The sequence below is a fragment of the Pseudoalteromonas sp. SR44-5 genome, assembly GCF_014163675.1.
Classification (GTDB): Bacteria; Pseudomonadota; Gammaproteobacteria; order Enterobacterales; family Alteromonadaceae; genus Pseudoalteromonas; species Pseudoalteromonas rhizosphaerae.
Genome location: NZ_JACJDT010000001.1, coordinates 144,688 through 157,105 on the forward strand (window position 1 = coordinate 144,688; position 12,418 = coordinate 157,105).

The following is a 12,418-nucleotide window of genomic DNA, read 5'->3' on the forward strand; positions in this document are numbered from 1 at the left end:
AATAAAGCGATTATTTTTTCTCTGCGGCTTGTTTGTTGAAAAACGACAAGTCATTATCACCTTCACTGAGCGCAGATGTAAGCTCCGGCTTTGATTCTGCGTTATTGGTAATTAATTCAACCGTTTCAGCTTCATGGCGTTGTTTTAAGTTACCTTCAATAATTGCACCAGCATCAATACTTAAAGTATCTTGATAAACATCCCCGTGCACTTGCGCTGAACGTTCAATAACTACTTTGCTGGCGTTGAGCGAGCCGATTACTTTACCTTTTACAATCACGCTTTCAGCGACCACTGAGCCTTCAACACAACCGGTATTACCAATAACTAAATGGTTAACACGAACATCACCATCTATGCGACCATCAAGCTGTACTTCACCTTGACTCACTAAGCTGCCCGTTAAGCGAACATCTTCAGAAATGATCGAAGGAGTGTGGCTAGTTCTTTTTAGTTGAGAATTTGCAGAACTACTTACTGTTGATTTTTTTTTACCGAACACGAGAAAGCGCCTTTGTTATTTTGACTGGATTGACATGTTTGTCGTTAAGTAATACTTCATAGTGTAGGTGAGTGCCAGTACTTCTGCCAGTGCTGCCCATTAATCCGATAACATCATTTTTGGTTACCGTTTGGCCTTTTTTAACGTTGATTTTATTTAAGTGACCAAACCGAGTTACAAAGCCGTTTTTATGTTGCAGTTCGATAAAATTACCATAACCACCGTTGCGTCCTGCGCGTAATACAGTGCCATCAGCGGGGGCGAATATTTCGGTTTTATGCCAACCTGCTAAATCAACACCTTTATGATAAGCATGACGGTTATTCACTGGATCTTTACGCAGGCCAAAACTACTCGAAATATAGTAATTTGCTGCAGGCAGAGTTTGCGGTAACTCACTGAGTAAATTTTCAAGCTTATTCAACGCCAATAGTTTATCTGCGATGACTAAAAATTCAGCTGGGATCTTTGATTCATCAAATAAATCCAGCGGACCACCTTGCGCGGTTTCTGTCATATCACCATCTAGACGACGCGCCAAGGCGGTATCAAGTCCTGCACCTTTGAGCATCGCTAAAATATCGTGCTGGCGGCGTTCTATTTGTTGCTCTATTTGTAAAAAGCTGTGTTGGTATTGGCTATCGAGTAGTGCAAAACGTTGCTCGATATTAACAGAGTCAGAGAGTGAAAGAGTGTGTGCGCTGTTAGGGTTTTCATCAACTAATGGTTCGTGGAACTCTTCTTGTTGTTCGCCGAGTTCACCTTCTGGCGGCGCTGCTGGCAGTGTGGGATTACTCATCGACTCAGGTAAAGAATCGATCATGCTCTGCAATAAAGCATGCTTTTGCTCTAGCACCGCAAGCTGGGCTAACTGTTTATCGTATTGTGCTTGTTGTTCTTTACTTTGTTGCTGCCACTGTTGTTGTTTTGATAATTGGCTTTGTTCGATATCGGAAATCTTGTTGGTTTGAGAGTATATTCGCAGGGTCGAAACAGCCAACCAAATTAAAGCAATTAAAATAATAGCTACGGCTGATATTTGTAACCAAGGTGCTAATATCACATGTTTAACCTCACCATTTTGGCGGATCAACAGCTGTCTAGCTGGGAATAATTTGTGATAAAAAGACTTAATAAATGCTGACATGGCTTATAAACACTGGCTATTAACCGAATTAAGATAGCAATCTGAGCTGAAAAAGCCAGTAAAAAATTGTAATTAATCTTAAAAAAGGAGGCGTTGGTCGCCTCCTTATAATAAATACATTTAATAAATGTTTACAACTTAGTTACTTAGCAGGAAGAACCGTTCCTTCTACGCAGCCAAAACCGATACGAGCAAAACCGGCTTTTTCACACCAACCACGCATAATAACGTTGTCGCCATCTTCTAAAAAGCTGCGTTGTTCACCGTTATTAAGGGTGATTTTTTCTTTACCACCACGAGACAGTTCAAGTAATGAACCGGCTTCTTCATGAGTCGGACCTGATTGCGTACCTGAGCCCAGCATATCACCTGGCATAAAGTTACAACCATTTACTGTGTGATGAGTCACCATTTGTGCCACTGTCCAGTATGAATGTTTGAAACTTGATTTAGATACTAATGAAGGTGCAGCACCTTGTTCACGCATTTTAGCGGTCTCAATTTGTACGTCCATTTTTATATCAAAGGCGCCAAGCTCACGGTTTTGGCTTGATTCTAAATAATCTAATGGTTGTGGGTCATTTTCATCACGAGTCCATGATGTTCTATAAGGTGCTAATGCTTCGGTGGTTACAATCCACGGTGATACAGTTGAAGCAAAGTTTTTCGCAAGGAATGGACCTAATGGTTGGTATTCCCATGCCTGTAAGTCACGTGCTGACCAGTCATTGAATACACAAAAACCAAATACATGGTTTTCAGCGTTTTCGATAGCAATGGCATCACCTAATTCATTACCTTTACCTAAATAAATGCCTAGCTCTAACTCATAATCTAAACGTTTACACGGACCAAGCGATGGTACTTCAGCGTCTGGCGCCTTAGTTTGACCATTTGGGCGATGAAAGGTTTGACCTGACACATCAATTGATGAAGAACGGCCATGGTAACCAATGGGGACCCATTTATAGTTAGGCAGTAACGGGTTGTCAGGACGGAATAAGCTACCGACTGCTGTTGCATGATAGATAGATGTGTAAAAGTCAGTGTAATCGCCAATACGACATGGCAATGCAAACTCAATGTCTGCTTGGGCAATTAATGCGTCGCTTAACTTAGCTTGTTCAGCGGCGCCTTCGCGTAATGCTTTAGATAATGCTAAACGTAGCGCTGACCAATATTGCTGACCAAGACCCATAAATTCATTTAATGTTGCTTGGCTTGCTGCTGCTATGGCTGTTTGTGCATCGCCTGAGAAAATAGCTAACTCGTTTACTTTGGCAAGGTCGATAACTTGGTCGCCAATGGCAACGGCACCACGAAAAGCTTCGTCAGAGTTCTTACGACGTACTTCTGCAAATGGTAGGTTTTGAATTGGGAAGTCACAATTTGCAACGTTCGCTGAGGCAACCCAGCTAGTTAAATTTATATCATGGGTTTCGTTAATTAAACTCATTACATTTCCTTTGGTTTAGTCAGTCGCGCTTTACAGTGGATATGGTGATGAATAGCGCGATTTAAACAGTGAAATTCAGATTGTCATTTATAATATTGATGAAACGACAAAAAGCAGCGAAGTACGCTGCTTTTTAAATTTACAATACGGTGCTTATAAAACGCCGCGGCGCTCTTGGTCGCGCTCGATTGATTCAAACAGTGCTTGGAAGTTACCTTCACCAAAACCGCCGTCATCAACACGTTGGATCATCTCGATAAAGATTGGGCCAAATAAGTTTTTCGAGAAAATTTGCAACAAGTAGCAATTTTCACTTTGGCTATCGACTAAGATCTGATGTTCACGGATCTTTTCTTTATCTTCTGCAACCCAAGGTACACGATCGAAAATTGTATCGTAGTATTCAGGGATAATATCAAGCGTGGCAATGGTTGATTTATCAAGCTTATCTAGTGAGCTTACTAGGTCATCTGTTAAGAATGCTAAATGCTGCACGCCTGGGCCATTGTATTCACCAAGGTATTCATCGATTTGGTTGTTATCGTTGCCTTTACCTTCATTGATTGGAATCGAGAAGGTGCCGCACGGTGATTTAAGAGCATAAGAGATCAAGGCTGTTTTTTGGCCTTTGATATCAAAGTAACGAACCTCAGTAAAACCAAAGACGTCTTTATAAAAGTTAGCCCATGTTTCCATAGTGCCTTTATAAACGTTATTAGTTAAATGGTCGATGCGAATAAAGCCTTTATCATCAACAATGTTTTGTTCGCTTAAGTCTTCAAAGTCTTGCTCATAGATTGAACCTTTGTCACCAAATTGCTCAATAAAATAAATTAAGCTGTCACCAATACCGTAAATTGCCGGGTATGGTAGGTCTTTATGAGTTGAATCAGTCGCGGGTTTTGCACCACGGGCTACTGCGGTGTCAAATGCCTGTTGAGCATTCTCTACACGCCAACCCATAGAACAAATTGCAGGACCATGACTTTTTGCAAACTCTGCAGAGAAACCATCACGTTCATTATTTAGTAAAAAGTGAATATCGTTTTGGTTGTAATAAACAATGTCTTTACCTTTAAATGTTTTGAGCTTTGAAAAACCAAAATCGGTAAATACTTTATCCATATAATCTGCATCAGGTGTAGCGTATTCAGTAAACTCGATACCTACCAAACCTAAAGGGTTAGTTACTTCACTCATAATAATTCTCCCGCAATAAACACTGCGTCTTGTTGTGTCTGATGCGCAGATAATTAACTATAACTAGACAAAGGGGAAGAGTTCGCATCTATTTAGCTAGCAGGCTATTTGTAAATTAAATGGGACGATCATTTTAAAATGCATAAGCATTAATGCTTGGTTTTGAGATTTGTATTGAAAGGTCTTGTATTAAGTAACTTAAACTTTTGTTAACTTATTGATAAATAGAATTAATTTATTCTTATTTAAGGGGGTAAATAATCAAATAAAGGAACTATTCACCCCTTATTAAATATACGTGGTGTAATAAATTGTTTACGCTAGAGCCGTATTTGTTAAAAAACTAACTCTTCTGCGCTAAGCTAAGGTCACTAGTAATGGCTGGGGCATTTTGCTAGCAGTGCTACAGCGTTTCGTTGAACGTGCGTGGTGGCCTATCAGATGTGTTTAATGAAGCTGTTGAAAAGTAATTTATAATCTTTTGTTACGCGCTTTGAAGTCAGCCTTATTAATATCGTAACTTAAATCGACGTTTGGTTGGCAGGAATTAATCATGGTGATATAAATAGAGCAACAAAAATCCCCACAAGCGTCATAGCTTGTGGGGAGATAATAAACACAGAGTTACGGTTTTTCAGCAACTACTTCAAGCTCTTCAGCTAAAATGTGTTCTTGTGTTTGTGGCTCGTGTTGACCTTCTGCACCGTGCATCCACTTAACAAGCTTATCGCTTAGTAAGTACATGATCACAGCAGAGAGAACAGCAGTGGCACCTAAACCAATAAAAATGCCTAATGCGTTATCAAGCGCTTCTTCGCCTTCACCTAAGAATGAACCAACGAAACCTGCAATCTTATTTGCAACCGCAGTACATAGGAACCAAATACCCATTAGCATTGATGCTAAACGCAGTGGTGCTAGTTTACTCACCATTGATAAGCCGATAGGTGATAAACATAATTCACCCAGAGTATGGAATAAGTAAAATAACACTAACCACATCATGCTGATCTGTAACGGCTCACCGTGACCTTGAGTCATAAGTGCTAAAATCATAGTGATGAAACCAAGCGCTAAAAATATCAACGCAATGGCAAACTTAACGGGTGAATTAGGTTCACGTTTATCAAGTTTTAGCCAAACGATGGCAACGATAGGAGCACAAATGATAATGAAAATAGAGTTTAATGATTGAAACCAAGAGGCTGGAATTTCAAAGTTGAACAACATACGGTCTGTGTAATCATTTGCGAATAAATTCATCAAGCCACCGGCTTGCTCAAAACCCATCCAAAATATGATACTAAATACACTCATAGTGAAAATAACTTTGATACGGTCAGTTTCTACTTTAGTTAGCGGCTCTTTGGTATCTGAAGTTGATTGTGATTGCGCTAATTTAGCTGCAGGAACAACACCAATATCACCTAAGTATTTATTACTTAAAACCACTTGCATCGCCACAGATACAAGCATACCAACACCTGCTACAATGAAGCCATATTGCCAACCCATAGATGCAGCTGCGAAACCCGCAACAAGTGGACCAAGCGCACCACCTAAGTTGATACCCATATAGAAGATTGTGAAGGCGCCATCACGACGTTGATCACCCTCTTTATACAAGTCGCCAACCATAGTTGAGATGTTAGGTTTAAATAAACCGTTACCCATACATAATAAAGCAAGACCGATATAAAATACGTTTTCTTGTTGGCCGGCTAACATATCGTGGGGGATACCCATAGTAAAATGGCCAGCAGCCATTAGTAGACCGCCGATGATAATAGCTTTTCGTTGACCAAGTACGTTATCAGCTAACCAACCACCAAATAATGGAGTGATATAAACCGCCATTGTGAACGTACCATAAAGGCTTAGTGCGTCTGCATTACTCCAACCAAAACCACCGTCTTGGACAATAGCAACAAGATAAAGTACTAAAATGGCACGCATGCCGTAATAACCAAATCGCTCCCACATTTCTGTGCCGAACAACAGAAATAATCCTTTAGGATGCCCTAAAAAATCACCTGCTTTAGGTAATGAACTCATATTTACTTCCTAACTCAACGTTAATTATTGCGGCCTTATATTTTTTGCTTTGGTCGTTCATGTGCTTTCAACACAAATAGAACGGGTGGCCATGAATATTATTTTTAATGCAGCTAAGGTAATGGTTTGCTCACTAAGATTGCTTAGTGGGTAAGAGTCACACCCTTATCCTAGCTACAATTGCGCCTAAGTATACATACACGGGCAGTGCAGGGGAAGTGCTTGCGATAGTTAGATTACTGATGGCTTTAAAGCGTCAGCGTAAGGCACTAAGGGGCTTTGCGGTAATAAGCGTAATGAAATGACACTTGCTCATTTTTTGTATAGCGGGTAAATAAGGTGGCATTGTGTAACAAATACTAAAGGCCGAGTAATAAATTACTCGGCCTTTAAATAAAGACTTATTAACAGTGTAAATTAGTTACAGTAGTTACTATCAACAAACGTTAAATCATTAACATGTGAAGGGCCATCCATAATGAATGTTGCCGCCGCAGTATTTTGATCTAATCGGTAAATTTTAGCGTTCTCGCCTTTTACACGTCCTGAAACATAAATTGTGCCATCTGCAGCAATTGCGATACCAGATGCTTGATCAACACCATGCTCACCAATTAAAGACAACTCCATTGAACCTTGGTCAATAGTATAAAGTGCTTTACCGGTAAGAACGTAAAGAACATTATTATCAGCTGAATAAGCAATATCACCATCAGCGAACGAATCACCAGGGAAAGTTAATTTACCAAGTACTGTTTTATCACCTGTAGCTAGGTCAAAATCGTACATGTATGTTTTGCTTGTGGTACGTAATGTTGTGCCATCAGCGTTCATTGCAGAGCGGTAAATCGGGTACGAAGTTGCAGATGTAACCAATGCCTGCTCATTCGTAGCAAGGTCAAGTGATAAAATTTGCGAGATTTTAGTCGAGCTATCTAATTGCTCCATGAAATATAAAACACCATTATGTGATGCAATATTTGATGCCGTGTTACTTAAACCCGTTACTTTAGAGTATGTGTTTGTGTCAGTATTGAAAAAGTAAACAAATCCTTCTTCATTCGTACCGAAGTTATTAATACCGTATAAGCCAGATGCACATTGGCTAGTTACTTTAACATCATCAATAAACGCACCTAATGAATCAGATTTACCTGCGCCGATAAATTTAAGTTCGGTTGCTGCTGAACTTGCTTTTACAGTGTACGTAAACTTTTGCCAGTCTTTGGTGGTTGAATTTAACGTATCGAGTAACTCACCATCCCAATATACTTCTGCTTTATTAGTATTTGCATCACCACTTACACGTGCTGAATAATAAAAGCTTACTTCATAGTTATGATCAACATCAGTATTCAATGTTTGCGAAACGCTATAATTAGCTGTCGAATCTAACTCTAAATACTGGCTGCCATCTTGAGGTTTGATAAGGCCAAGCTTATTGGTTTGGATTTCAAACTTAGCATTGTTTGAACGTTGCCAACCTGAGACTTGATTTAATAATCCCCATGTTCCAGAAATTGTTGCAGTGTTTTCAAAAGAACCATTTGCTACTAGGTTCGTTGATGCTGCTGCAAAGCCTGAAGCGATCAATAAAGGTAATGTTGCAAGCTTAAACAATGAGTTTTTCATAGTACTTTTCCTACCAAGTAATTCATTTTGTTTTTGTTAACATTTTTATTAACAATTCATGGTACTATTTTGCTATAAATATTGGGTTCGGTCAAATGTTGAACATGAGCGTTTTCGCAATAATTCACTGCTTTATTTGTCTTTTTTAAATAATTCATTTGCAAACAGTGACTTGCTGAATGTAATTACTTTGAAAATATTTTACTTATTTTATAACTAAAATTTTAGCTGAAAATTAAGTTAATACATTTGTTTAGGTCGGTATGCCTTAATTAGTAATTAAGGCTTTGTAGGTTTTTACGGTATGATTAACTTAGCTATTATCTTTATTTGAAAATGTTAACCAGCCGGGCTTTTGATTGCGATTTAGCTTTCCTAAGACCGTAATAGCTTTTTCAAGAGTAATACGCTGGGTTGCGATATCTTTATAAACTTGGTTGGCAATTTTTTTGCGTTTAACAGCAGCCCCAGCATCTAAAAATGATTCAGCCACTTGTCTGGCAAATCTTTTTAATGGGCCTTGTTGCTGGCTGTCGGTTTTATTGTCTAGCTGTTGCTGATGTTTATTCAAACGTTCATTAATATGCACAAGCTCTGCTTGGCTGTATTCATTTTGCGCATGATGCATTTTTTTTATCTCTAATAACGCACTGCTTAAATAAGCATGCTCAAGCTGACTAAATGTACTGATCAGTGATAAGCGCGTTAAGGTTTTTTTAAACTGTTCAGCTGAGCAATTGTTATCTAAAAGCATACTTATGCTATCGTAAATCTTTTGCCATTGTTGCCAGCCATAAACATAGCCTAAGCCAGCTCCTTTAATGTTTTGCATACCAATGATGACTTGGTGACAGTGAGGCCTCGCAAGTGCCGTTAGCATGATCGTTAATTGATCGGGGGTGACCTTGGAGTTAGTAATTAATATGCATTTACTTTTGACTAATTCCAATAATATTGTTTGTAAATTATGTTGATTCTTTTTTAAATCACTCAACAAAGGCCGCATCTGTTGATAGCTTAAATAGTGATTAAAAACATCTTGCAAACTTATCCGCTGCTGTTCACTTAATGTTTGTGCCTGTCCATTGAGCCAATCAGTAAATTGCTCTGCATTATTCAAGGCGGTAAATTCTTTTGCCTGGTAGCTACCTTCAAGTGCTTTATTCATTATTTCGGCAACTGTATCTGCTTCTTTAATGCAGTGTAGCTGAGAGCACAACAATTCTAATTCCTGTAAATCATTATTACTAATTATTCGTTCAAAGCGCTCAGCAAAAGCGTGCAAGTAATAGCTATAAAAGCCATCAACATTGGTACCAATGACAACCATTTTATCAAACGGTAAATCTTCGACGAGCATCTGGGCAAACACTTTTGAACGTGCTACACGGTCATTTCGGTTGTTAATCAAGGCGATGGTTTGTTTACTTGGATCCTTGCTTAGGCCAAATAAATCTAAGCGTCGCCAGTTCTCTATGGTCGCTAAGCGTTCATTGGCTGACATACTATTAACGAATGACATGCTAAAATGTGTAAAAGGTACAGGGCTAAAGTGTTGTAAAACACCAATGTCAGGTACTATACGCTGTGCTGTTTCTTTAAATACAAAGTCTTTTTCCAGGCCAATGTAGGCTGCCATCTTACATACTAAAGCAATATTATCCGGGTGCTCTTCATATGGGTAAAGTGCTCTAATGTCGGGTGTGATTTGATAACCATCGCCCCAATGTGCCTGAATTAAGGTACTGCTTTTTTGTGTAGCGTCTTTATCTAAAATAGGGAACATGGTTTGTTCGCTAGTAAAAACCTGACTTTTGGGGGCGATAAAGTTTGCCATTTCTTTAGCCACATCAATACCTGTTGGTCCTAATATATCTTCATGATCAGGATAGGCATTGGTAATAGTTGAAAAGTTATCTTGCATCCACTGCCTGAGTATTTTGACGTAGCGAGGTGTTAAGCCCATGCACTCCCATAAAAAGACATCTGCTTTGACATTTTTAGCAAAATGTAAAACATCACTTTGTTCCCAAATACTGGCTTTATCAAATGGGCGGAATAAAGGCACTTCAAATTGTTCACCATTGGAGCGAGCATAAATAAGGGTTGCTTCGCAGCCCGTTGTTTTCGTTATTACTTTTAACGCAAGACTGCTGAACAGCGCGGCTTTTAAGCGTTCAGTGCCAGATTTACCTCGGGTGCCCCAACCACCAATACTGACTGGAATTGCTTGACGGTCGGTTTTTATACGTCGGCTTATGCGAATATGACGTCCCCAAAAATAAACCATAAAACCAACTACAAAAAAGATAAGCTGACCAATACTGTTTTGATAGATTGAGTAAAGATACTCTTTAAAATTCAGCCAAATATTTACCAGTAGTGGAGAAAAACTTAGCTTATTATAAAGCTTACTAATATTTGGCTCTACATCAAACGTACAACCGAGTTGTTCACCATAGGCTTTAAATTCAAAACTAAAACCATGCTTATTGAGTGCTGTCAGGTAATTGTTTTGCTCTATTTCGTTACCTTTACGTTGCGTATCTAAACTATCAATATTAATACTTAGCCAAATATAACTGCTAATTCGCTGAAATAATGACTTTGGCGGGGTAACTAATAAAATACCATCTGGCGTATAGGTCTTTGCTGGCTGTTTTAAATTGTCTTGGCTCAGTACCGAGAGTAAGAAATCAGGTAACGGTAAATGTGGCCGCGCTGAGTATTCATCAGTATCAAATAACGGTTCGCCAGGAACATTGGTAGTGCTTATCTCCGCTACAGAGCAACTAGGCACATGCATAAAGGCAGATGGTTTTCGGGCTTTGCTATGATTAAAGCTTTGGCGTTTGTCTGTGCTTGGGTTGCGCCATTCATGTATAAAACGCCACAACCTAAACGCATAACGATAACCACTGCGGATCTGCCATGTTAATTTATTTTTACTAACATTGTAGCCTTCGCTTTGCTGAGCTTTACGACTGAGTAAGCGACCAAGTAACTCTTCATCTAATTCTTTATCGAGCTGAGATAGGGTTGCAGAGTTTGGTAATACTTGCTCTAACTCAGCCATTAAATTTTGATGCTCAAATGCAACTAATTGCTCTCTGGTACGGCTGATAAAACGGCGAATAGCCAGCACCGGCTCGCTCTGCAATCGTTCATTTAAACAATTGATATAAGTTGTGAAAACGCTATTTGGTTGGTTTGTCTCTAATTGTTGATTGAGCATCATACGAGCAGTGAGCTCTAACGTTAAACGTTTAATGGCAAAGCTTTCATTACCACTTAATAGTTGCCACCAGAGTTTGAATGCAAAGTTGTCGGTATCTATACGAGGGCTACTTAGTTGTTTAACTAACGTAAAGCGCACGGCATCAACGGTTTCTATTTTTAATCGTTCGGTTAATAAATTTTGTAAAAAACTGACAGAAAAATTACCAGCTTGCTCTATAACACTTTGCCTTACTCGTGGATAACTGTGTTCGGCTAACTGCATTAACAGGTTTTCACATAAGTGGCTCAATGTGTTCTGGCTGGTTAAAATTTTTGGTAACGCAGCTAAAATAAATAACCGTTCTTCAGCATTAAGTTGGCACTGATCAGTTTGTTGGATCAGCTGCTGCATAAATGCACGAATGTAGGTTGGCCGTTGATGGATCAAAATTTCTAATATATCCAAACGGGCTAAATGCGGTGTATTCACCTCTTCTAATGCTAATACTAAGGTTTCAATTAAATTTGCACTTAGCTCTGGATCGCCATCATAGTTATGCATCAGTTGTACTTGATTCGCTAAGGCACGGTATAGCGCATTTCTTACATGTTCATTATCGGTCTTGGTTAATAATTGTAAAAAGAAGCTCTCTAAGTCCAGAGTTTGCCACGCTTTTGCTATATCGTTTGAAGATTTTTTTAAATAGCGATTACTTAAGTCGCCAAGCTTTCCAATTAAAAATTTAAGAGTTTGTTCAATATCAGCGACTATATCTTGGTAACGGTTGATCACAGCACCTTCGTCAAACCAACGATTAAAGGCAAGTTTATCTTGGCGTAATTGTTCAGACGTGGCGCCTAGTTGCTGAGCGTAATCTAAAATATGGAATTCACGTTCGGCGCTGATTTCTGCATGACTGAGTCTTTCAATAAAAAGCAGATAACCGGCATCCAACTTTTGTAAACTTTGCTGTTTATGTTCTACGCGATGACGTAGAAAAGCAATTGCTTGGCGCAATAGCCAAATATCCTGATCTTCGCCATCGGGCATATTTTGCAGCAATTCCCACTGCGCTAGTTCATCAACAAGTTGACGGTATTTTTGGCGATAAAGGTCCAGCCAAAAATTAGCAATATCAGCAAACAATAGATGTTCTAAGCGATCTTTTAATTCGCTAGAGGGAGTAACTTTCTTGGTGTTTGCCAT

Annotated in this window: 7 protein-coding genes; all 7 read right to left on the reverse strand. The window is 39.1% G+C overall.

Going from position 1 to position 12,418, the window contains the following annotated elements:
• Positions 1–10 precede the first annotated feature (10 nt).
• The gene (locus tag H5154_RS00640; protein WP_145237352.1) at positions 11–502 is read right to left on the reverse strand and encodes a polymer-forming cytoskeletal protein; all 492 of its coding nucleotides are present in this window, start codon (positions 500–502) and stop codon (positions 11–13) included.
• Positions 492–1,649, reverse strand: coding sequence for a M23 family metallopeptidase (locus H5154_RS00645; protein WP_182717061.1), 1,158 nt, complete (start codon positions 1,647–1,649; stop codon positions 492–494). The genes H5154_RS00640 and H5154_RS00645 overlap by 11 nt, the downstream gene beginning before the upstream one ends.
• Positions 1,650–1,791: 142 nt before the next feature.
• Positions 1,792–3,105 (reverse strand): fumarylacetoacetase, encoded by a 1,314-nt coding sequence (fahA, locus tag H5154_RS00650; protein WP_182717062.1) that lies wholly within the window; start codon positions 3,103–3,105, stop codon positions 1,792–1,794.
• A 153-nt stretch (positions 3,106–3,258) separates the two neighbouring features.
• Positions 3,259–4,305: a 4-hydroxyphenylpyruvate dioxygenase gene (gene hppD / locus H5154_RS00655; protein ID WP_145237345.1), complete on the reverse strand. Its 1,047-nt coding sequence runs from the start codon at positions 4,303–4,305 to the stop codon at positions 3,259–3,261.
• Positions 4,306–4,929: 624 nt separating this feature from the next.
• Entirely contained in the window at positions 4,930–6,360 is a 1,431-nt protein-coding gene (locus tag H5154_RS00660; RefSeq protein WP_149980828.1) for a peptide MFS transporter, read from the reverse strand.
• A 417-nt stretch (positions 6,361–6,777) separates the two neighbouring features.
• Complete coding sequence (locus H5154_RS00665; RefSeq protein WP_182717063.1) at positions 6,778–7,992, reverse strand: hemolysin-type calcium-binding protein; 1,215 nt, start codon at positions 7,990–7,992, stop codon at positions 6,778–6,780.
• 313 nt (positions 7,993–8,305) lie between these two features.
• Positions 8,306–12,418: a poly-gamma-glutamate synthase PgsB gene (locus H5154_RS00670; protein WP_182717064.1), complete on the reverse strand. Its 4,113-nt coding sequence runs from the start codon at positions 12,416–12,418 to the stop codon at positions 8,306–8,308.

Coding starts and splice junctions, on each gene's coding strand:
- H5154_RS00670 (WP_182717064.1), bottom strand. CDS start 12,418: ATGGCAAACACCAAGAAAGTTACTCCCTCTAGCGAATTAAAAGATCGC.
- fahA (WP_182717062.1), bottom strand. CDS start 3,105: ATGAGTTTAATTAACGAAACCCATGATATAAATTTAACTAGCTGGGTT.
- hppD (WP_145237345.1), bottom strand. CDS start 4,305: ATGAGTGAAGTAACTAACCCTTTAGGTTTGGTAGGTATCGAGTTTACT.
- H5154_RS00645 (WP_182717061.1), bottom strand. CDS start 1,649: ATGTCAGCATTTATTAAGTCTTTTTATCACAAATTATTCCCAGCTAGA.
- H5154_RS00665 (WP_182717063.1), bottom strand. CDS start 7,992: ATGAAAAACTCATTGTTTAAGCTTGCAACATTACCTTTATTGATCGCT.
- H5154_RS00660 (WP_149980828.1), bottom strand. CDS start 6,360: ATGAGTTCATTACCTAAAGCAGGTGATTTTTTAGGGCATCCTAAAGGA.